Annotated in this window: 20 protein-coding genes and 1 tRNA gene; 12 read left to right on the forward strand and 9 right to left on the reverse strand. The window is 38.3% G+C overall.

Features of this window, described 5'->3' with window-relative positions:
* The first annotated feature begins 4 nt into the window (after positions 1-4).
* A complete protein-coding gene (locus R2Q94_RS17520) occupies positions 5-469 on the forward strand; it encodes a hypothetical protein (RefSeq protein WP_316822769.1) in 465 nt (154 codons plus the stop codon).
* A gap of 458 nt (positions 470-927) precedes the next feature.
* Positions 928-3303, forward strand: a complete 2376-nt coding sequence (locus R2Q94_RS17525) for an ABC transporter permease (protein ID WP_316822770.1) — start codon at positions 928-930, stop codon at positions 3301-3303.
* Between the two features lie 18 nt (positions 3304-3321).
* Here the strand turns inward: R2Q94_RS17525 and R2Q94_RS17530 are convergent, their stop codons facing one another.
* The gene (locus tag R2Q94_RS17530; protein ID WP_316822771.1) at positions 3322-3735 is read right to left on the reverse strand and encodes a glyoxalase/bleomycin resistance/extradiol dioxygenase family protein; all 414 of its coding nucleotides are present in this window, start codon (positions 3733-3735) and stop codon (positions 3322-3324) included.
* A 135-nt stretch (positions 3736-3870) separates the two neighbouring features.
* On the opposite strand from R2Q94_RS17530, the gene R2Q94_RS17535 reads away from it, so the two are divergent.
* The gene (locus R2Q94_RS17535; protein WP_316822772.1) at positions 3871-4851 is read left to right on the forward strand and encodes a GlxA family transcriptional regulator; all 981 of its coding nucleotides are present in this window, start codon (positions 3871-3873) and stop codon (positions 4849-4851) included.
* Positions 4852-4930: 79 nt separating this feature from the next.
* Here the strand turns inward: R2Q94_RS17535 and R2Q94_RS17540 are convergent, their stop codons facing one another.
* The 4 genes from R2Q94_RS17540 to R2Q94_RS17555 all read right to left on the reverse strand — a co-directional run bounded on the left by R2Q94_RS17540 (position 4931) and on the right by R2Q94_RS17555 (position 9301).
* A complete protein-coding gene (locus R2Q94_RS17540; RefSeq protein WP_316822773.1) occupies positions 4931-5995 on the reverse strand; it encodes an META domain-containing protein in 1065 nt (354 codons plus the stop codon).
* Between the two features lie 90 nt (positions 5996-6085).
* Positions 6086-7249 (reverse strand): TIGR03364 family FAD-dependent oxidoreductase, encoded by a 1164-nt coding sequence (locus R2Q94_RS17545; protein WP_316822774.1) that lies wholly within the window; start codon positions 7247-7249, stop codon positions 6086-6088.
* Between the two features lie 26 nt (positions 7250-7275).
* Positions 7276-8613, reverse strand: a complete 1338-nt coding sequence (locus tag R2Q94_RS17550; protein ID WP_316822775.1) for a DUF5690 family protein — start codon at positions 8611-8613, stop codon at positions 7276-7278.
* Between the two features lie 10 nt (positions 8614-8623).
* Positions 8624-9301 (reverse strand): HAD-IA family hydrolase, encoded by a 678-nt coding sequence (locus R2Q94_RS17555; protein WP_316822776.1) that lies wholly within the window; start codon positions 9299-9301, stop codon positions 8624-8626.
* A 133-nt stretch (positions 9302-9434) separates the two neighbouring features.
* Here R2Q94_RS17555 and R2Q94_RS17560 point away from each other — a divergent pair, with 133 nt between their 5' ends.
* Positions 9435-9911, forward strand: a complete 477-nt coding sequence (locus tag R2Q94_RS17560; RefSeq protein ID WP_316822777.1) for a TspO/MBR family protein — start codon at positions 9435-9437, stop codon at positions 9909-9911.
* Positions 9912-9990: 79 nt separating this feature from the next.
* Entirely contained in the window at positions 9991-10521 is a 531-nt protein-coding gene (locus R2Q94_RS17565) for a hypothetical protein (RefSeq protein WP_316822778.1), read from the forward strand.
* A gap of 25 nt (positions 10522-10546) precedes the next feature.
* On the opposite strand, the gene R2Q94_RS17570 is transcribed toward R2Q94_RS17565, so the two are convergent.
* On the reverse strand, positions 10547-12949 hold the full coding sequence (locus R2Q94_RS17570; RefSeq protein ID WP_316822779.1) for a BamA/TamA family outer membrane protein: 2403 nt from the start codon (positions 12947-12949) through the stop codon (positions 10547-10549).
* Here R2Q94_RS17570 and R2Q94_RS17575 point away from each other — a divergent pair.
* From R2Q94_RS17575 to R2Q94_RS17585, 3 genes are all read left to right on the forward strand, one after another.
* Entirely contained in the window at positions 12940-13689 is a 750-nt protein-coding gene (locus R2Q94_RS17575) for an RNA methyltransferase (RefSeq protein ID WP_316822780.1), read from the forward strand. The two genes, R2Q94_RS17570 and R2Q94_RS17575, sit on opposite strands and share 10 nt — an antisense overlap.
* 50 nt (positions 13690-13739) lie before the next feature.
* Positions 13740-13810 (forward strand) — tRNA-Cys (locus R2Q94_RS17580).
* 37 nt (positions 13811-13847) lie between these two features.
* The gene (locus tag R2Q94_RS17585; protein ID WP_316822781.1) at positions 13848-14021 is read left to right on the forward strand and encodes a spore protein; all 174 of its coding nucleotides are present in this window, start codon (positions 13848-13850) and stop codon (positions 14019-14021) included.
* Positions 14022-14279: 258 nt separating this feature from the next.
* Here R2Q94_RS17585 and R2Q94_RS17590 read toward each other — a convergent pair whose 3' ends face one another.
* Positions 14280-15308, reverse strand: a complete 1029-nt coding sequence (locus R2Q94_RS17590) for a quinone-dependent dihydroorotate dehydrogenase (RefSeq protein ID WP_316822782.1) — start codon at positions 15306-15308, stop codon at positions 14280-14282.
* 306 nt (positions 15309-15614) lie between these two features.
* Here R2Q94_RS17590 and R2Q94_RS17595 point away from each other — a divergent pair, with 306 nt between their 5' ends.
* Together R2Q94_RS17595 and R2Q94_RS17600 are read left to right on the forward strand one after the other, a co-directional pair.
* On the forward strand, positions 15615-17528 hold the full coding sequence (locus tag R2Q94_RS17595; RefSeq protein ID WP_316822783.1) for an ABC-F family ATP-binding cassette domain-containing protein: 1914 nt from the start codon (positions 15615-15617) through the stop codon (positions 17526-17528).
* Positions 17528-18796, forward strand: coding sequence for a DUF5103 domain-containing protein (locus R2Q94_RS17600; RefSeq protein WP_316822784.1), 1269 nt, complete (start codon positions 17528-17530; stop codon positions 18794-18796). Before R2Q94_RS17595 ends, R2Q94_RS17600 begins: the two co-directional genes overlap by 1 nt.
* Here the strand turns inward: R2Q94_RS17600 and R2Q94_RS17605 are convergent.
* The gene (locus R2Q94_RS17605) at positions 18786-20270 is read right to left on the reverse strand and encodes an alpha-amylase (protein WP_316822785.1); all 1485 of its coding nucleotides are present in this window, start codon (positions 20268-20270) and stop codon (positions 18786-18788) included. The two genes, R2Q94_RS17600 and R2Q94_RS17605, sit on opposite strands and share 11 nt — an antisense overlap.
* Before the next feature lie 123 nt (positions 20271-20393).
* Between R2Q94_RS17605 and R2Q94_RS17610 the strand changes: the two genes are divergently transcribed.
* Positions 20394-20915 (forward strand): acyl-CoA thioesterase, encoded by a 522-nt coding sequence (locus R2Q94_RS17610; RefSeq protein WP_316822786.1) that lies wholly within the window; start codon positions 20394-20396, stop codon positions 20913-20915.
* Positions 20916-20958: 43 nt separating this feature from the next.
* Positions 20959-22155: a sodium:proton antiporter gene (locus R2Q94_RS17615; RefSeq protein ID WP_316822787.1), complete on the forward strand. Its 1197-nt coding sequence runs from the start codon at positions 20959-20961 to the stop codon at positions 22153-22155.
* Here the strand turns inward: R2Q94_RS17615 and R2Q94_RS17620 are convergent.
* The gene (locus R2Q94_RS17620) at positions 22152-22559 is read right to left on the reverse strand and encodes an EVE domain-containing protein (RefSeq protein WP_316822788.1); all 408 of its coding nucleotides are present in this window, start codon (positions 22557-22559) and stop codon (positions 22152-22154) included. The genes R2Q94_RS17615 and R2Q94_RS17620 overlap by 4 nt on opposite strands.
* Positions 22560-22658: the final 99 nt, after the last annotated feature.

Raw genomic sequence — 22658 nt, forward strand, 5'->3', positions numbered from 1 at the left:
AGTAATGAGACACATAATACTAATTTTATTTACCTACCTAATTCTAAGCCCCAAAGCTTCGGAAGCCCAAGTCGATAATTTTAAAAGAACTAACATTTACTATTTCCTTGATACTGCTGCCGTGCCTATAAAGGACAGGATCTTTGAAATTGACAATAATGGATCAATAATATATTATAACATTTTATGTATGTGCTATCCCTGGCAGACAAACATCAGATTCTTTTCAACTAAGGTATCGAAAACTCGGCCTCTCGCATTAGATGAATTTAATAAAATTAAGACCGCATCTATTCTAGACCTTATAAATATTGGAATCCAATTCGGAAAAGAATTAATAGTTAAATACAACTTTTATATTATTGAGCCAGTAGGCAAAGAAATGAGAATAACAGAAGTAACTTTAGCATATCCTCGTAAACCAAAAAACCATTCGACGATAATAGAAGTTAAACCCTTAAAGCATTGACGCATCACACAAAAACCCTTCAACCCTGGAGGGCTTTTGTTACTAATTTTGAGAACTTACCTCAGGAACTAAATGTTTATGAAAATCAATAATTGAATCTGATGGCAGTGAAAGCTAGTAATTCAGATTCTATCAAGTGACACTTTTTTATTTTTCACCAAAATTTAAAAGACCATACTGCAATTATCAATATCCCAAATCCAACGGCATAATGCCTGTAAGAGAGCTTATAAAAAAAGGTAAATCACCTATTTTAACCAGGAAGATCTACACGATTTTATAGCAGGTTCTACACCAAAAACTATCATTACTTGTTTTTATAAAAGGGATGTGCGATTACGTACAATAAAACTGTCCGTTAATGAACATTAAGTTAAGAAAAGCGCTAAATAGGATGTTTTAATGGCCTTTAAAATTGTGGCATGCTATTGGTCAAAACCAGAAAAAAATCTAAATAGATGTTGAAGACCAACTTAAAAATCGCCATAAGAAACCTTTGGAAGAACAAAGGTTTTACCCTGATCAACATTGGTGGACTAGCAATTGGACTGGCCTGTTGTCTGATGCTCCTCCTCTATGTAAATTACGAATGGACTTATGATAAACAACTGAAGGACATTGATCGAATTTACATGACCAGGTTAAATCTAAAGATCAATGGACAACTGATCACTACAGTTGCAGTACCTAATAAACTGGCAGAAAGTGCGGTAGAAACAGTACCAGGAGTAGAGCAAGCTGCGAGAGTAGCAATGAATTCTCAGGATAAGCTATTTAGTTACAAAGAGAACCATATTAAACTGAAGGGTCTTTTTGTAGATCCATCCCTGTTAAAGATCTTTGATTATAAATTCATTTATGGCAATGCAGATCAGGCGCTAAAAGAGCCGAACTCCATCCTCTTGACTGCCAGTACAGCCAAACGTTTATTTGGAAATGAGAATCCAATTGGACAAACCATAAAATGGGATGACCGCAAGCTTTTAAAAGTTGCTGCAGTTATTGAAGAGCTCCCTAAAAACCAAAGTTTTCAATTTGATGCCTTACAAAGCTGGGCACTTTTCGAACAGGAAAAACCTGAGGAGAAAGAAACCAACTGGGGATCTATTACCTGTGTAACCCTCATTAAGTTAAAAGATGCAAAGCATTTCTCAGCAGCAGATGCCGCTATGAGGAAATTAATTGCTGCCCATGATAAAGATACAGACCTCGAAGCGTTCCTTTTCCCTTATACTAAAGTCAACCTATACGATGAGTTTTCCAATGGGAAACCTTCAGGTGGAAAGATTGACCAGGTCAGGCTTTTTCTTTTTCTTGCCTTTTGCGTATTGCTGATTGCCAGCATCAATTATATGAACCTTTCTACCGCACGTTCTGAAAAGCGCGCCAGAGAAGTGGGAATCAGGAAAGCCATGGGTTCTACCCGATTCAACCTCATGGGACAATTTATCCTGGAATCCCTGCTGTTGTCTTTTTTAGCCCTGCTCCTTGCTTTTGTTTTGCTGGAATTGAGCTTACCTTACTTTAACAACTTGCTAAACATCCAAATCAATATTGACTATCATTCTTACCTCTTCTGGACTACGCTTCTGCTGCTGGCATTATTTACAGGCTTACTCGCGGGGAGTTACCCCGCCTTTTATTTGTCTTCATTCAGTCCGATTAAAGTGCTGAAAGGCTTTAAAGGAAATGGCGCAAATTCGCTATCCATCCGTAAAATCCTTGTTGTAGTACAATTCAGCTTATCGGTTTGCATGATCATTTCTGCAATAGTGATCTATTCTCAAATTCAATTCATGAAGAATAAGCCATTAGGATTCGACAGTAGTAATCTGGTGGAACTGGATATTGAAGGCGAATGGGTTAAACCTGCTGTCATAGCGCGGTTTAAAGAGGAGCTTAAAAAGGCCGGAGCAATTGTACATACCACTGAATTTGCCAATTCTTTTACAGAAAGCGGTAGCATCACCGGTAACATCGGTTGGCCTGGAAAAGCTGTAAACGACAACTCCATCATAGACTATAGAAGCACAGGTTATGATTTTATAAATACGGTAGGCACCCGCCTGGTTGCAGGTAGAGAATTTAGTCCGAAATTTGTTGCGGATACGGCTACATCGGTGATGATCAATGAGCGTGCGGTACAAACCATGGGGCTTAAAAATCCCGTTGGTACGCAGATCACCTGGGGTGACAACCAAAAACTAACGATTATTGGGGTCGTAAAAGATTATAATAATGAAGCTATTGGCTCCAAATCAAGACCTACGCTATTCTATTATAACCCAACAAAAAGCCAGGTTTTATTACTTCGTTTAAATCCCGCCCTACCTTTAAACAAGTCTATAGCTTTGGTCAATAAAATCAGTGCGCAAATAAACCCTGCTTATCCTCTGGCTTTAAAATTTACCAGCCAGGATATGGAAAAAAAATTAACGACTGAAAAACTTCTGAGCGTATTGTCGAATATATTTGGTGGATTTGCCATTTTCATCTCTTGCCTGGGCTTGCTTGGACTGGCGCTATACATGGCCGAACAAAGGAGTAAAGAAATCAGTATCAGAAAAGTATTAGGTGCAGATTTGCAAAACATCATGGTGCTTTTAAACAAAGACTTCATGAAATTAGTGGTCATTTCTAATATGATTGCTTTTCCTATGGCGTATATTTTGGCTAAAAATTGGCTTAGCAAGTATGATTATAAAATTGAGATATCCATCTGGCCTTTTCTAATTGCCGCCTTAATCTCCTTACTCATCTCCATATTAACCGTCAGCATGCAAACCTTCAAAGTAGCAAAGGCAAATGCCGTTGATGCTTTAAAATATGAATAAAGAAAACACTTTGTCTTACTATTGGACCTTTGGATAGCTCAACAACCAATAGTTCCCATATTTATCGATAACAGTACCAAATAAATCGCCCCAGAAATTCAGTTCCAAAGGATGGCTACATTGCCCTCCTTTGGAGAGTTTCTGGTAACATTCCCTAATTTCCTGTTCCTTATTAAATCGGAGAAAGAGAGAAATGGAATTCCCCTTAATTAAGCCTTCCTCTGTAACCATATCCGTTGCGAATAATACCATATGCTCATTGGTTAAACTGGCTTGTAAAATACAATCCTTCATTTTTTTAGGAAGTTCTTCTGATAATGGGGCATTAGAAACACTTTGAAAATTCAGTGTTCCGCCAAAACAGCCCTGATAAAAGGTCATTGCTTCCCGGCAATTCCCATGGAAAGTGAAGTAAGGGCTAATCGCAATCATGATGATTAAATTGTTTTTTATACCACAAATCTACTGGCCTTGTTCGATGATCATCTTGTGCGAAAACGACAATTAAAGGGGTTGTATACGACACCAAAACACTCTATATTTGACTGAGTACCATCAACCTGAAACATGAAACATATTTCGATTTTAGTTCCTGAAACTGCAGTGATTGAATCCATTGCTGATCCCGGTTATTTATTCAGAATGGTAAATGAATTCCTTGAATCTTCTGGGAAACCAGCTTTATTTCAGATTCAACTTGTTGGTTTATCGAAAGAAGTCAGATTGAACAACAGCTTATTTTCTGTACATCCTGATTGCCAGATTTCCGAAATACAACAAACAGATCTGATCTTCATCCCGGCATTGAGTGGCAGTTTAAATACGGCTTTAAGTTTAAACAAAGATTTTTTGCCCTGGATAATTGAGCATTATCATAAAGGTGCAGAAGTTGCTTCATTATGTATTGGTGCATTTTTACTGGCTTCTACCGGATTGCTAAAAGGAAAACAATGCTCTACGCATTGGTTGCATGCCACTGAATTCCGTGAAATGTTCCCAGATGTGGAACTGGTAGATGGGAGTATTATTACAGAAGAACAAAGACTTTATTCAAGTGGTGGCGCCAATTCTTATTGGAACCTGCTCCTTTATCTGGTAGAAAAATATACAGATAGGGACACTGCCATCCTTGCCTCTAAGTTTTTTGCAATAGATATCGATAGGGAAAGTCAATCTGCATTCATGATGTTCCAGGGACAAAAAGACCATGAAGATCAGGAGATAAAAAAAGTACAGGAATTCATAGAAAGTAATTACCAGGATAAAATCACAGTAGACCAACTGGCTGAAATGTCTGCATTGGGAAGAAGAAGCTTTGAACGAAGGTTTAGAAAGGCTACCAACAATACAGTGATCACCTATATACAAAGGGTGAAAATTGAAGCCGCAAAAAGAAGTTTTGAAAGCAGTAGAAAAAACATCACAGAAGTGATGTACGATGTAGGTTATACAGATACCAAAGCTTTTAGAGATGTATTTAAGAAAATCACTGGTTTAACGCCCATAGAATATCGGAACAAATACAATAAACAAGCATTGACTGCTTAAAATGAATTGAATAAAAAAAGGGATCATGTAAATGATCCCTTTTTCATCAGGTATAAGACTTAAAAATAAGCGAGTTATTTTATTTGGTGATGCCAAACATGAGTACCAAACGATCCTTCTGGTAAAGATTTAAAGTTTGGTCAGCTACATCAAACCTAAAGCTTTTACTCCCTAGAATGTTCAGAAATTTACGTTCTAATTCAGTTAAAGTAGCATCCATACAAGCACGACGGGTGCTTGCTGCAGGGCCAAAATCAATAGTGGAGCTTCCTGCTTCATAAGTACCGAAATAATTATTACAGCCTGAATTCCCACTAAAACGACGGTCTGTAAGATTGAAAGAAATCGTCACTGGCGAATTTTCTTGTGTTACTCCATCCATCTGGATCAACTTCCATCGGTTTTTACCAATAAAATTCCAGATGTCATTGGTATTGTTCGCTTCCGTTCTAAACTCTAGCGCTTTTATTTTTCCTTTATATAATGTTAAGGTTGTTCCACTGGTTTCCAATCTAAATGTCTGATCACCTAAAGCTTTGGTAAAATCAGTTTCCAATTTATTCAGCTTTTCATCTGCACAAGCCATCATTGTAGAGGCAATATTTCCAAAAGACAGACTTTTAGTTTTAGGATTATAAGTAAAGCTTCCAAAAATGCCATTACAACCTCCGGAGCCATTAAATTTATTTCCTTTATCATCCAGTTTAATAAAAGCACGGTCACTACTTACGCCCTGACCATTGATCTTGCTTAAGGTCCATTTTTGGTTTGCAATTGCCATTAAGGGATCCTTACCTGAGCTTGGTTTAACTGCAATCTTTTCCTTTTTAATCACCTTTTTCAACTTGTAGGTATAAGCAGACGCATCTGCAGGAACGTTTTTCCTTTTTGTTCTAATGACTGAAAGTGTATAACGATAACCTTCCTGGTGCTTAAAGCCCTGAATTTCGCTATAAAACAGTTCCCAGTTTTTGCTGTTTTTGTATTTTACCTGTAAACAATTCATTGGCGCAACTCCTGTACAAGAGGCACGATCTTCCTTCACCATCATCCTGATCACATCCGCAGCCATTGTACTGGCCACACTACCCAAAACGATGAGTAATGATAGAATTCCTTTTTTTGTAATGATACTTTTTAACATTTTACTTGTATTTAAATGGACATTAAGATCGATGTTCTTTTCGATCATACCACTTGACTACAATTCTCACACCAAAATTTAAATACAGAATTAAAGCCCCAGAATTGCTTTCATACTGGCTTCGGTATACCCGGCACTTGCCGTCATCCCTTTCCCACCGATACAAGTGCGAATATGAATGCAATCATCGATATTATATTCCAAAATACGTTCTGTAGGGTGCTGAGGATAAAAACCAGCCCAGCTAGTCCCGATATCCTGCAGGTTGAAGTTAACAATACGCTCCCCTTCTTTCAACATCAACTGATTAATGTGTTGTTTGACATTGAAACCAAGGTCATCAAAATGAGCAACATCTGCATATTCATGAGAATCACCAATAATAAAACTACCATCTACAGCTTTCTTAAAGAGTAAATGAATTCCCCATTCTTTTAGCTCTTTATAATGGTCAGGGGTATTCAAATTCTTAAATGAAGGGCAATAATCTTCAAAACTCTCGTACCTTCTGATGGTCAGACCTGTTAGAATATTCCCTTCTAAAGGAACATCAGGCATCGGTACTGTACGCATCATTTGAAGCTTACTAATCACTTGTCCGCTAGAGGCAAATAGCTCAGGGAACAGCAATTTAAACTCATACCCATTACAAAGCACCGCTTTATCTGCCTCATAAGTACGGTTACCAGTTACGCGAACTGCTACACCGCTTCCTGTTGGCGTACAATCAATCACAGGAGAATTCGACATCAGGGTATAAGCTTCAAATTTTGACTGCATAAATTCCTGAAGGCGGTAAATCATCAAGTCGGGCTCTACACTCACTTCTTGTTTGAAAAACAAGCCTTCCTTAGCATAGCTAGCTCTTATGGCAGGATATTTAGCCAAAACAGCTTCTTTTGATAAAAGCTCCTGCTGGTATCCTAAAGTATCATAATGAGCTTTCAACTCATGAATCAGATTTTGTTCTTCTTCATCCGAAGCAATGTAAACACTGCCATTATTGCGTACTGAAATATCAAACTGCTGTTGAATTTCCTGGTAGATTTCTAGTCCGCGGACACCATAATCAAACCAGACGCCCGACATTCCCGAAGGAACTACCTGACCAAAGTTGCGCACTGTGGCACCTACCGGATAATTATCTTTTTCTAATTGCAACACCCTTTTACCCTGCTTTAAAGCATGATAAGCATGGAAGGTTCCTAAAATACCAGCTCCAATTACAATCAGGTCGTAATGTTTTGTATTCATTTTAAATATTTTAACAGATCAAAAAATTATTTTGTAGCTCCTTCTATCTCCAATGCCAATGTTGAAAGCGTAATATTACTTTGTTTTTTCTTATTCTTTATGCTTTTCTGATGGAAATAAAGTAGAGAAATCATGCTACAACTCAGCCCAACAACTGCCGCAACCACAGCGCTTTGTCGGAAGAAATGGCCCCAACTGATCTCTGCATCTCCAAATTCTTTAAAGAGCAAAATACTCACACTTCCCAGATAGCCGATCGCATCTGAAACATACATGATAAAGCCTATATTACTTTTATAATGGAAAGTGGCAATCATCCGTTCAAAAAAGATCGCATTGTATGGAATATAAGCCATGTAAAGCCCCATTCCTACCATGCACATCCAGGTAATCGGCTGAATGTAATGCGCATCAAAAAGCCATGTAGCAACTCCTGTTAAAGCACATCCACCGATGATCATCCAATGAATAATGACAAAAGCTTTCAGGTTATTTCTTACTAGGATCAATAAACCGATCATCATCAGGACAACCAATGCGATAAATCCATCTATTTTCGCAAAAATATGGTTGTCAGTTACACCGAGGTCCTGCCAGATCTCCACTTCAAAATTATCTCTAAGGTCGCGGATCACCGTCAGTACCACGTAAATGACAATGGTTAAAATCACTCCTGGCAGGAAATTCAACAGAAATTTTTTCCGCTGACTACCATTCATTGGTAAACGTTTAGTCCTCAGGCGCTGGTCTTCTTCAGTTGGAGCTGGCACCATTTCCAGTAAAGACACAAACACCAGCATGGGAACGACAAATAATAACCCAGTGCAGAAGGGCATCCAATATTCGTTGACTGGTAGCAGATCCATTACGGTTCTGGCTACCGTTTTAATAAATCCAGAGGCAAAAATGAGACTTACGGACATCAAAGCGCCCATAAATTCGGTATTTCTACGTCCTTCCAGATAACTGAAAACCAGACCCCAGATCATTCCTAAAGGAAAACCATTGATGAAAAGGAAGGCAATATTCCATGGTGCCGGGACAATGGCAAAGCCCAATAAGGCGATCCAGGAGATACCAATCAGCTTTAAAATACTACGTCCTCTGTTTTTACCGGTAGATTCCGAAATAAAACGAATCCCATAAAACTTACTAAAGGTGTAGCCCATCACCTGGGCAATCACCAGCCATACTTTATAATCAACCCCCAAATATTCATGCCCATCAAAAGTACCTGCTGTAAATGCCTTTCTAAAAGCATACATACTCGTATAACAGCCAAATGCCGCTAAACCCGCCATCATAGATATCACCAGGTATGACCAACCGGCAACCTTGTTGCGGCAGTATTCTAACAGGTTCATATCGGTTTTACTAACTGATCAGCGCTAAAACTTCAGAGATATCATCAATTACGTGCGTAGGATGATATTTCAATAATCCTTCTCTTGTAAATGCTCCGGTGGTGATGCCAATACTGTATTTACATCCGGTATTCAAACCTTCATTGATATCTACTTCGGTATCTCCAACTTTAACCACCTCTTGAGGGTCACTGATATTCAATTCTTCCATCATCTTACGGATCATATCAGGAAAAGGTCTGCCCCGAGGAACGTCGTCACTAGCGACCAGGATATCAATCATATCGGACCAGTTCAACCTGTCGACAATAATTTCTGCGATATTTCTTGAGAATCCGGTATCCAAACCAATTTTGATTCCCCTGGCTTTCAATTGAAGAAAAGTATCGGCCACATTTGGAAGGGGAACAACCTCTGCGGAGGTCTGATAAAAATGAATCATTGCAGAAACGAAATCCTCGTGAATGGCGAAAATCAACCCTTCTGTAATTTCTGTTTCAGAACAACCATACTGCTTTAGCAGCATTTTGATGGCTAATGGCTTTTCATAGCCCATCATAGGATTGATTTCTGCTATGCTAACTTCATAACCATGAGCGCTCATGGCTTTTTGAAAGGCTAATCCCACGTAATTTTTATCTTTTACTGTGGTTCCTGCCATATCGAATACGACTAATTTTACTGACATCTTTGAACATTTATATGTTCTGCAATACTAAACTTTGTTTATTATCACTAAACAAAGTTATTGTTAAGTAATTGTTAGATTTCATTTACCTTCGTCAAGGAATCCAAATCAGCAAATACTCAAAAAATAAAATATGAAATTCAATCCTATTGCCTTTGTCATTAGTCTGGCCATCCCTTTAGGCGCAGGGGCCCTTGGGAGTATACTTACCCTCAGCTCTGTAAAAACCTGGTATCCAAGCCTGGCTAAACCTTCATTTAACCCACCAGATTCGCTATTTCCACCGGTATGGACTTGCATTTTCATTCTGATGGGCATTTCCTCTTACCTGGTTTGGCAAAAGAGAGCTCAGATTGTACATTTTCCAAGAACAATTGCCGTTTACGCCATTCAGCTGTTGCTAAATATCATGTGGTCATTCTTATTTTTTTATGCGAAGTCTCCAGGTGCAGCCTTATTTGAAATCGCCTTCTTACTGATGGCCATTTTGGTTAATGCAGTAATGTTTTATAAAATCGACAAAACAGCCGGCTTATTGTTTATTCCTTATTTCTTATGGGTATGTTTTGCAAGCGTACTTACTTACAGCATCTTCTCCCTGAATGGTTAATTTATTGGTGGATCTATAAAAAACATATCCGCTTTTACTACATTTGGAAGAATTAATATGATCAATGATTTTTAGCGCAATGAAAAGAATATCCTTAGTGCTCTTACTGGTTTTGACCTGTACAACTGTCTTTGCACAACATGCAGACATCAATAATTTTATCGTAAAAGAAAGCTTATTGAAAAACAGTAAACTGGCCATTATAGCCGCAGACTCTCTGGATCATCCAATCGAGAAAATCAATGGGACCTATACCTTTACGGTGAGTGGTTTTACACAGCCAATTAAATTTAATGATGGTGTGGCGGTTTTACCTCTGCAACTGGAAAGATCTGCATTTGTATACCTGAAGCACCAGAATGATAAAGGCACACACAGCAAATTGCTGTATGTTTACAAAAAAGACGGCAGCTTAAATCCATATACCATCAGTAGTTTATGGTTAATTTTATTCCCTCTCATTCTGGTATTTCTAGCTTTTGCTTTCAGGAGATTTATCATTATAGCGGTGGTCTTATTATTGATTTTCTTTTACTTTAACCATAGCAATGGCTTAAGTGCTTCCACTTTCTTTGAGACCGTTTTTGATGGATTAAAGAAAATGTTCTAGCTATACTTATGATCTGGAATAATAGTTAAAAGGGCATTCCTATACCAAAGTTGTACTGCACAAATCGGTATCTATCCGGAGTATTACGTGCGTCGTAATCTGCTCTAAAAGCTTTACCACCACCTAAAAACTTACTAATGACCCATTGCTCTGATCCGATAAATTGTGGGTCTTTCAGCTTAAGACCTACATCAAAACGGAATATAAAGTATTGGACATCATAACGGAAACCCATACCTGTACCAACAGCAATCTGTTTATCCAGATTCTTCAATTTAAACACCCCCACAGAACTGGTATCATTAGTTTTCCTCAGATTCCATACATTCCCCATATCCAAAAATACAGCCCCTTTTAACTTTCCACCAAAGAACTTGTTGACTAGTTTGAAACGATATTCAAGATTGGCTTCCATATGCATATCACCAAGTTGATCCAGGCCGTATAGTGTTCTGCGCTGTGCTTCAGTAGTTAATGCCTCTCCGCGATTATACCCTCCAGGACCTAAAGTTCTGGCCTGCCATGCCCTTACTCCTGATGAGCCACCGGCAAAAAATAATTTCTCAAATGGCATATCTACCGAATTTCCATAGGCATAGCCCACACCGAGATTTAATCTGGCCACAAATTGCTTATCCAGCCCCAATCCTTTATACCATCTGATATCAACCTCCGGACGCACATATTGATTAAATGGCACGCCTAAAATCTTGCCGAAATCCTCTTTTGCCGGATCTGTTTTTATTCCAGAAAGTTTAGTGAGGGCATTCAACATATTCCCTGCTAAGTCTATACTACCACGGAAATAAACGAAATCGTTACCGGTTATTAATTTATTCGCATTCAAGGAATAAGCATACTTAATTCCAAGGGTAATACTTTTTCTTTTCAACAGTTTAAGGGTGTAAGCATTATTTGTGACCAGATCCTGAATATTCTGAGCAGAATCTTTTTCATCGAAAAGCAGATCGCCGAATCTATATTCAAAATTTAATGGCGTTACAGAATGAAACTTAGCTTGTGTTTCCACAAACTCATAGGTTACAGAATTTAAAAACACCCTTCTGATAAAGAAATCCTTTTGTAATGCATAAACATAGCTACCTGAAAAGATGGTATGCGGTATTCCTCCTTTTCCCGTAATGTATTTGGAGAATATGGGCACCATTAAACGAGGAACGGAAAGACTCGAACTTACAGAAAAATCTCTCTGATAGATGTCGCTAAAAATAGAACCTCCCTGACCTATCCTGGATTGCAAACCACCCTTGATCTGAAATTCAAAACGCTCTGCTCCTCTGAACAGATTGTTGTTTGAGTAAGTATTACTTAAGGTAAAACCTACGGTACCACCATTAAAAGGAACTTCACCCTCTATACGATTGCTCATGATCTTTTGGGGGATCAACTGAATGAATGGATTTACGGTATTGCTATCTTTAGATTTTTGATAATCAATTTTAACATTCTTAAATACGTTTAAATCATATAACCGATCAAAAGTAAGCGCCTCATTCCGAATATCATACTGCTCTCCCTGACGAAGGTAATTATAACGGACAATTGGGTTTCTTCTAAATTTCTTAGAAAGATCTGTATACCTTAAACCATTAAATATCCTTTTATTTAAGGTCACAGAATCAGGGTAACCTTCTGAATTTGGAGCAATCACGACGTTGATCTCTCCAATATTATATTTTTGATGATGAGTCTTCGCAATTGGATTATCCACCAATAGTGTCACTTTCACTTTACTGTCATTGCTATTGGAATCCACCGAAAATCGAACGTAAGGCTTGGCAAAATCATAATAGCCATTCTCTTTCATCACTTGATAAATCTGATCTCTTTCTAAGGAAAGTGAATCGTCATCAAAACGCATACCTTCTTTAACATGGCTGACCAAATCGGCCCTTGAAAGATAGAGTTGCTGTACTGCCGAATCAGGAATCTGGTAATTAACCGCTGAAACTTTAAAGGCTGGTCCCATATTCGCCACAAAATCAACCTCAGCTTTCTTGTCCTTTACTTTAATGTCGGACTTCACTTTCGCATTAAAATAGCCCTTACTCTTCAGGAACTTCTCAATCTGATCACGGGAAATTTCTACAATCGCACTGTCCAGAATTGGCGGCGGACTTCCCAAAGGTTTGAGGTTATTCGTTTTGTAACGACCATCCTTGGTATTGAACATATTATAAAGCAACACGTTGATTCCCAATTTTGAAGTCGGACGAATATCCTTCTGTATAAAGTTATAGGCCTCCTCTTCAAAAGCTTTGTTTACGCTGTCTATTTTTACTTTCTTAACTATGGATTGGTAGGGTTCAATGTACTTTGTTGAAGAACATCCTGCCACAAAAACAATAATAAGTAGTAATATTGCAAGAAACTGGACATTCTTTTTATAATTATAGTATGCTTTCAAAATCTCAAATAGGTTTTATAAAATCGTTACATCAAAAAAAGTACCGTAAAGAAAATGGGATATTCATTATTGAAGGTATAAAATCTATTGCAGAATTTATTCATTCTTCCTACCAGGTTCACAGCATTTATTATCTGGCTCAATATCAGTCTCTACTCCCTGAGTTGCCCGCAAATATAAAGTTATTTGAAGTAAACAGCGCTGAACTGGATAAGATTAGCACCTTACAAACCCCACAAGGGATTTTAGCATTGGTTCATCTGCCTAAAAACCCGGTATTGGATACAAAACAGCTCAAGAACAACTTCTCTTTAGTACTTGATGGAATACAGGATCCAGGGAATCTGGGCACCATCATCCGAACTGCAGATTGGTTTGGCTTTAAACAAATCATTTGCGCTCTAAATACAGTTGAAGTTTATAACCCTAAAACGGTTCAGGCCACTATGGGCTCCTTGAGCAGGATGGATATTTACTATCAGGACCTCGCTCCATTACTTTCTGCAGCTCAAGTTCCCGTATTTGGAGCAGTATTAAATGGCAAAAGTATGTATGATGTAGACTGGGGAACCGAAGGATTGGTGATTTTAGGAAACGAAGGACAGGGAATTTCTCCTGAAATTATGGAATTAATTACCGTACCGGTGACAATTCCGAGGATTGGCGGAGCAGAATCTTTAAACGTAGCTGTTTGTGCTGCAATACTATGCGCAGATATCAGCAGAAATTTTCAAAAATAAATTGCAAACTTAGATTTAATTGCTACTTTTGCATTCTAATTTTTAAAACAGGTCGAGTGGCCGAGTGGCTAGGCAGAGGTCTGCAAAACCTCCTACAGCGGTTCGAATCCGCTCTCGACCTCAGATTTACAATAAATAAAAAAATAAAGGGTTACACCATGGCAGTTACTAGATTAAAAAGAAAAGACAGAAGAAATAAGACTTTCGCTAAATTAGATGTGAAAAACTTAAAATTAGCTACTAACATTGAATTGGGTAGCCGTTCTAAACAGTCTACTACAGATCAATTGGCTAAAAACAATGCTGTTCTAGACAAACTTACAAGAGCGTAAGTTTCTGTTTCAAGAAATAAAAAAAGACCTTAGGATATTCCTAAGGTCTTTTTTTTTTGCCTCCTACACAAGCTTAACTAACCAAAGAGCCCAGGCTCATTCAAAATCAGCACATCTCAGGCTGAAATATTTTCCCGATCTATAGCTGAGTTATCACAACTATGATTTTGGATTAAATTGCTGATCATAAAAAAACAGCAATGAAATTAATCATTGCTGTTTTTTTATGTTTGGCTTTAAAGGCTTAAAAGACCAGGCCTAAACAAGTTCTTTACATATTCTTTTCACTATTCCAGGACCTTCATAAATAAACCCCGTATAAAGCTGTACTAAGGAAGCTCCAGCCTCTAGCTTATCTTTAGCATCCTGAGGAGAATGAATACCTCCTACCCCTATAATAGGAAAGGCTTTATTAGATTTCGTAGAAATGTACCTGATTACCTCTGTTGAGCGCCTGGTTAAAGGTTTACCACTTAATCCACCAGCTTCAGCAGTTAATTCCGCAGGACTATTTAAACCGCTCTTATCAATGGTCGTATTGGTAGCAATCACACCCGCAATACCTGTTTCTAAAACGATCTCTACAATATCATCCAACTGCTCGTTGGTTAAATCCGGAGCTATTTTCAACAAAATTGGTCTCTGTACATTACGACCTAGATTTCTTTGTTGCAGGGTGTTTAATAAATTCATTAAGGGTGCCTTCTCCTGCAATTCCCTTAATCCGGGAGTATTTGGAGAACTTACGTTCACAACAAAGTAATCTACAACATCAAATAGACGGTCAAAACATTTGATGTAATCGCTTACCGCATCTTCGTTTGGTGTATTTTTATTCTTACCGATATTGCCACCTATAATGATGCTCTTATCTTTAGTTTTTAGGCGTCTTAATCGCTCTGCAAGCGTATCTACTCCTTTATTATTGAAGCCCATACGGTTGATGATCGCTGAATCATCCTGCAAACGGAACATACGTGGCGCCTCATTACCTGGTTGTGGCAAAGGAGTTACTGTTCCTACTTCAATGAAACCGAAACCTAAATTACTCAATGCCTCAATATACTCTCCGTTTTTATCAAAACCGGCTGCCAGTCCAACGGGATTTCTAAACTTAATTCCAAAGACTTCGCGTTCCAGTCCCTTGATATTGACATCAAAGCTGCTGCGTAAAATTGTTTTTCCCATTGGGAAGTAATCATTGAACCAATTGAGTTGTTTCACCACAAAATGGTGTACTTTTTCAGGATCAAACTGGAAGAATAAAGGCTTAATTAGACGGTACATGTAACGAATATAGAAACGTTTTGATATAGGACAAAGGGCAGGAAGGTTATTCTATCCTGAGATACAATGGCTTCCCTCCCAAAAACGCAAAAATACACAGTAATGTTAACAATGCAGTAACAATAGCCATAAAATTCATCGCTACCAAAGGATGGTGTTTTTTTAAAACACCTAAAAAAACGTGTAAATCCCCTCAGGACACGGCTTTACCGGTTAAGATCTTCCGAAAATAAATTACAAAAGCTTCAGTATTATTCCATATTGTATGCAAATGGAAAGCAAACAAAATCGTATTTTTGCAACCAAATGATTTCAATAAACGACTTAACATTCCTTATAGGCTCCAGAGCTTTATACGACGAGGCAAACTGGCATATTAAACCAGGCGAAAGAATTGGATTAATCGGAGCCAACGGAACCGGTAAATCTACCCTTCTAAAAATAATAGTGGGCGAATATGGACCTTCATCAGGCACCATTTCTATGTCGAAAGACCTTAAAATAGGTTACCTGAACCAGGATTTACTTTCTTACGATTCACACCATAGTATTTTACACGTAGCGATGGAGGCCTTTGAACGCCAAAATCAATTACACGATGAAATCGAAGAACTCTTAAAAAAGATAGAAACAGATTACTCTGAAGAAGTATTGAATAAACTGAGCGATAAGCAGACAGAATTTGAAGCTTTAGATGGGTATAACATAGAATACAGAGCAAATGAAATCCTTGCAGGTCTTGGTTTCAGTACTGAGGATCAGCACAGACCATTAAACACCTTCTCAGGGGGTTGGAGAATGCGGGTAATGCTGGCAAAAATTCTTTTGCAGACTCCAGATATCCTTTTACTGGATGAGCCAACCAACCACATGGATTTACCTTCCATTAAATGGCTGGAAACTTATTTACTGAGCTTTGAAGGTGCCATTGTAATCGTTTCTCACGACAGGTATTTCTTAGATAAGGTAGTCAACCGTATTGTAGAATCCCGCAAAGGGAAATTAACTCCTTATGCAGGTAACTATACCTTCTATCTGGAGGAAAAATCACTTCGTGGAGAGATTCAAAAAGGAGAATTTAAAAACCAACAGGCGAAAATCAAACAGGAAGAGCGTTTGATTGAGCGTTTCCGTGCCAAAGCTTCAAAAGCTAAAATGGCGCAGTCAAGGATGAAAGCCCTGGATAAAATGGAGCGGGTGGAAGATGTTGATGATGACAACCCAACTGTAAACTTCCAGTTCAAGTTCTCTAAACCTTCAGGCCGACACGTGATTCGTGTAGAAGAAGCTTACAAGAGCTATCCAAACATTGATATCTTAGCCAATGCTGATGGATTGATCGAGAAAGGTGATAAAATCGCTTTAATCGGCGCCAACGGTAAAGGTAAATCTACCCTACTAAGAATCATTGCAGGAGCTGAAGGTTTTGATGGTAAATGTGAAACTGGTCATAATGTAACGACTACTTTCTTTGCACAACATCAGCTGGAATCTTTACACCTGGACAATACCATTCTTGAGGAATTACAGGCTTTCGCGCCCAAACATACCGATACGGAATTGCGTGGAATTTTAGGCTGTTTCCTTTTCACTGGTGATGATGTTTTCAAGAAAATCCGTGTATTATCGGGAGGAGAAAAATCCAGGGTTGCTTTGGCTAAATCTTTAACCACCGACTCTAACTTCCTGATTCTGGATGAGCCTACCAATCACCTGGACATTCAATCGGTGAATATCCTGATTCAGGCTTTAACACAATATGAAGGTACTTTCATTGCGGTATCTCACGATAGGTACTTCTTAGATAATGTAGCCAACAAAATTTGGTTTATCGAAAATCAGGACATTAAAGAATACCCGGGTACTTATGCGGAATACGAAGAATGGAACGCAAAAAGAGCTCCAGTTGTTCCATCAAGCATTCCGGTTAGACCTGATAAAGAGGTAAAACCTAAAACTCCAGTAGAAAAATCAGCTCCAAATGCACAACAGCAATTAAAAAAACTGAATGAGCAATTGAAAAAGATTGAAGCAGAAATTACTGAATTCGAAGAAAATGTGAAGGCTATTGAAGCAGAAATTGCTGATGAAGCCGTATATTCAAATCCAGGAAAACTAGCTGAAGCAAATAAAAGCTATGTTGATGCTAAGCATAAATTAGACAATGCCCAAAATAAATGGGAAGAATTGGCTTCCGATATTATGGAACTAGAAGGATAATGATAAAACTAAGCGGATTGTTTTTTTTGATGTTATTTAGTCTACAAATTGTGATGGCTCAGGACCAGCAATTGGTATACGATAACAAAGTATATTTGCCGGAAATCCGGACCGTACAATGTTATAATACTCAAAAAGAACAATCCCTTCCTGTGATTGCCTTAAATTCTAATGAACGTTTATTCTTCTCTTTTGACAACCTGCAAGGAGGTAGTAAAATCTATGCTTATACCATAGAACATTGTACATCGGACTGGAAACCTTCCCGAGTTTCTCCTTTAGATTACCTGGAAGGAATGTCTGAAGACCGTATTACAGAGTACAAATACTCTTTTGGTACCTTACAACAGTACACCAACTACAGCCTTACTTTACCCAACACTCAGATTAAACCGAAGATTTCCGGAAATTACCTGCTGAAGGTTTATGAAAATGGAAATCCTCAGCAACCTGTGGTTTCTCAGCGATTTTATATAGTAGATAAACAGGTCGGCATCGGCGTAAATATTACAGCAAGTCCACAGGTAAATTTGCGTAGAACCCATCAGAAGGTTGATTTCACCATTTCTCATAGTACACCAATTCAAAACCCTTCTTTAGACTTAAAAGCAGTCGTAATGCAGAATGGGATCCCTCAAACGGCTTCATGGAATAAGAACCCTACCTTTGTAAGACCTGGCTCATTGGTCTACAATGATGTAAACAGCAATGATTTTCCCGCTGGAAATCAATTTAGAAAATTTGATATGCGTAGCCTTCGCTACAAAGCAGAAAATGTACAGGAAATTATTCGGGACAGTATCAATAAGGTAGTTTTATTCACTGATCTGAATGGTAATGTAGCCAAATTCACTGATCGTTTTGATGAAAATGGTGATTTTTTTATTAGAAATCAGGATGGCCGTGACCCTAATACCGATAGTGATTATGCACGCGTATATTTTAGCTTAAATACTGCGCTTCCGACTACTGCAGGCGATGCTTATGTAGTAGGGCGTTTCAATAATTACACATTAAATGAAACCAGCAAACTTGTTTATGATGCTTCAGGTAAACGATTTACCGGAAGTATCCTTTTGAAACAAGGATTGTATGATTATAAATATGTCTGGCTCGACAAACAAGATGGTAAAACAGACCTGACTGTTTTTGAAGGTTCCTTCTTTGAAACAAAAAACACGTATCAGGTATATGTGTATTACCGAAGACCAGGTTCCAGATGGGAAGAACTGGTTGGCTTTGTAGATCTGAATATGGTTAAGCGATAATCCAGACCGACAAACTTTCCCCATTACAGAAAAACTCAGCCCAGCCTTTTTCATCAATTCTGATGATTTCTTTTCGATTACCCAGTGCATCCAACATTGTTTTTCCGGCATGTTCAATGCCCATTTCCATGTCTTTATGCCCTTCATCTCCATTACTCATGATCACCGCAATTCCAGAGTTTACTTTTTCCGGAACACCAGCCCTCGTCCAGCCAATGCAATTTGGAAAGTCCAGGTAATCACGCTGTAAACCATATGAAAGCTCCTTCCGGATTCTTGCTATTTCCGGCAATTCCACTAATGGAACTAAATTCACCGCGACCTCTATTCCTTCTTTATCTTCATCCTTATAGTTAGCACCATACAAATCAACATAGAATATACAGGGAAATCCAGATTCTCTGAGTAAAATCAAGGCATAAGCCAATGGGCGAAACCAGAAATCAACATACGACTCCAGTGACTGTAAAGGCTGAGAATCATGATTGTCGACAAAGGTGACGGCATACAGCGGCTGTTGCTCAACCAGGGTACCATCAAAGATTTTAGATAAATCATATTTTTCTTTTCCTGCTGCTGCCAGGAAAAAGTTGTGATGAAGTAAGGAATCAAACAACTGCATTCTTCCTTTCGTAATTTCAAGATAATGCTCGAGCTCAGCTACATTATCAACATTCCAATTTTCTGCAACTATAAAAAATTGCGTATTGAATGTCTCGTTCATATGATCTATCCATTCTATCAGGAAATCTGTAGCGATGTGCTTTACCGCATCCAGGCGAAATCCTTTCATACCGCAGCTATTTACATACCATTCAGCCCAGCGCTTCATTTCTTCCCGAACAGCAGGATTTCTAAACTCAATATCATTGAACATCAGATAATCGTAATTGCCAAGCTCTTTGGAGGGAACATCCTCCCAGCCTTCACCATATGCATTTTGAATGGAATAAATCCCTGTTTCTTTTAAATCTTCAGCCCAGTCTATTCCACTAAAACAGTCTTTATCCCAAATGAACTGAGAATACTGACCAGCTCTCCCTTTAAAATTGAATTTTGTCCAGGCTTCAATCTCAAAAGGCTCAGAGGTAAATTCTTCCCTGTTCCCGGGATCTACGGTTCTTACCATGACCTTTTCAAGTTCATCTCCCCCTGCTTTATGGTTAAACACCATATCAGCTATCACATTAATCCCATTCTTCTGAAGAATTTTGATAGCATTCTGATAATCTTCCTTCGTTCCGTATTTGGTGGGTATGGTGTTTTTTTGATCAAATTCACCAAGATCATATAAATCATATGGGTCATATCCTATAGAGTCCGCTCCCGAATTGGCTTTATAGGCAGGTGGTAACCAAATCCCCGTAATTCCAAATTTAGAAAGGTTTTCTGCCTCTCTTCCTGCTTTAATCCATAACTTATCGACCTCATTGTAATACCAGTGAAAATACTGTATCAGGGCTTGATTATCCATATTTCAGGATAACATCAGTCAGGTTCATTTGTTTAGGAAAAGGGAATCATTTTAGGTAGATGCCTAAACCAGACAGGCTTTTTAGCTTATCTATGTTCATTTTTACTTACTTTTGCAGAGATTATGAGTACAAAGATAAAAAGCCCGAAAGAATCATTTACCATTATGAATGAGTTGGTATTACCAAATGACACCAATACATTGAACAATTTAATGGGAGGCCGATTGCTCCACTGGATGGATATTGCCGCTGCTATTTCTGCGCAAAAACACTGCAACAGGATCGTTGTGACCGCATCGGTAGACAATGTATCTTTCAAACAACCCATCAAATTAGGGGATGTAATAACCATCGAAGCAAAAGTAACACGCGCATTCAATACCTCAGTTGAAGTTAGACTGGATGTATGGGCAGAAAATATTCCTTCCGGAGCACGCGTTAAATCAAATGAAGCTTATTATACCTTTGTTGCGATTGATCAAAGTGGCAGAACAATTCCTGTTCCAGAAGTATTACCAGAAACGGAAGATGAGATCGAATTATTTGCCGGAGCATTAAGAAGAAGACAACTTCGCTTAATCCTTGGCGGTAAAATGAAAGCCAATGATGCCAAAGAGCTGAGAGCGCTTTTCTTCGAAGAGTAAAATTATCCCCAATATATTATTAGATAGCGACTAAACAGAAAATATGACGACATACACCACATTAATCATTTTAAGCGGACTCGTCATATTTTCTTACCTGTTTGATCTCGTTGCCAGTAAAACCAAACTTCCCTCCGTCCTGCTCTTATTATTGCTAGGAATTGGCTTACGCGTTCTGGTAGACTACCTCCATTTACATACCTTTAATTTCCTGACCATTTTACCTACATTGGGTACGGTAGGACTGATTTTAATTGTTTTTGAAGGCTCTCTCGAACTTAAATATGAAAGAGGAAAGAACAAGCTCATCAAAGGAGCATTTCTCTCTGCTTTTTTTATTTTACTGGCAACAGTGTCAGTGATCACCTTTATCATCTATCAAATCACCGGAAAAGAGCTTTACGTATGTTTTACAAATGCCATCCCTTTCAGTGTGATCAGTTCAGCAATCGCTATTCCTTCTGCCGCAGCATTGGGTAAAAAAAGTAAGGAGTTTATCATTTATGAATCCTCCTTTTCAGATATTTTAAGCATTATTCTTTTCAATTTTGCCATTACCAATCCCCATATTTCCATGTCTTCTTTTGCTGGACTTGGATTGAATACCCTACTGATTGTAATTTTATCCGCGATTTCCTGCATTACCCTATTGTATTTAATGGGGAGGATTTCACACCACATTAAGTTCTTCCTGATCATTTCTATCCTGATCCTGGTCTATGCCATCGGACAGTCGTATCATTTGTCGTCATTAGTACTGATTCTTGCTTTCGGATTATTCCTTAACAATGCCGATACGATTAAACATGCCTATTTCAGAAGCATTTTTATCTATAAGAACTTATCAAATGATTTAACACAACTTTACCAGCTTTCTGCTGAAAGCGCCTTTATTATCCGTACCTTTTTCTTTGTGATTTTTGGCTTTACAATGAACGTCTATGCCTTAAATGATGGCCCGGTGATTGCCAATGGACTGATCATTTTAGCCACTATATTTATCATTCGTTTTGCCTATCTGAAGATCTTTAGAAAAGAGAATAGTGGATCAGAGAGTTTTATTGCACCGAGAGGGCTGATCAGTATTTTACTGTATTTTAATCTACCTCCGGCATTAAAAATACCAGAGGTAGGTACATCTTTTCTATTTCTTGTGGTATTGGGATCCAGTCTTGTAATGAGTATTGGGTTGCTGGCAGCAAAGAGGGTGATTCATGCCGCAGAAGAACCTGTACATTAAACTGAACCCATTTCCAGGATCTTGTCAAACTCTTCTGCTTTCAGTGGCATGACTGATAAACGTCCTTGTCTGACTAAAGAAATATCTTGCAAGCTTTCTTCTGCCTTAATTTGCTCTAATGATACGGGTGTTTTTAAGGTCTCTACAGGAGCTAAATCTACCACCACCCATTTGATATCATCGGTTGTTGGGTCCTGATAAAACTCCCGGACAACTTTGGCAATACCAACTACGTTTTTGCCTTCATTACTGTGGTAAAACAAGACTAAATCACCTTCTTTCATGGCTTTCAGATTGTTACGCGCCTGGTAATTTCTAACGCCATCCCAAAAGGTACGTCCATCCTTGTTAAACTGATCCCAACTGTATTTAAACGGTTCACTTTTTACTAGCCAATGATTCATCTTAAACTTATTTTAATGCTTTTCAAAGCAGTTTTTGTTACATTCTTCTGGATAATAGCAGGTGTATTAACTATTTTATCCGATTCTCTGCCAAAACTA

The sequence above is a fragment of the Pedobacter gandavensis genome, from assembly GCF_032678465.1.
GTDB classification, from domain to species: domain Bacteria; phylum Bacteroidota; class Bacteroidia; order Sphingobacteriales; family Sphingobacteriaceae; genus Pedobacter; species Pedobacter gandavensis_B.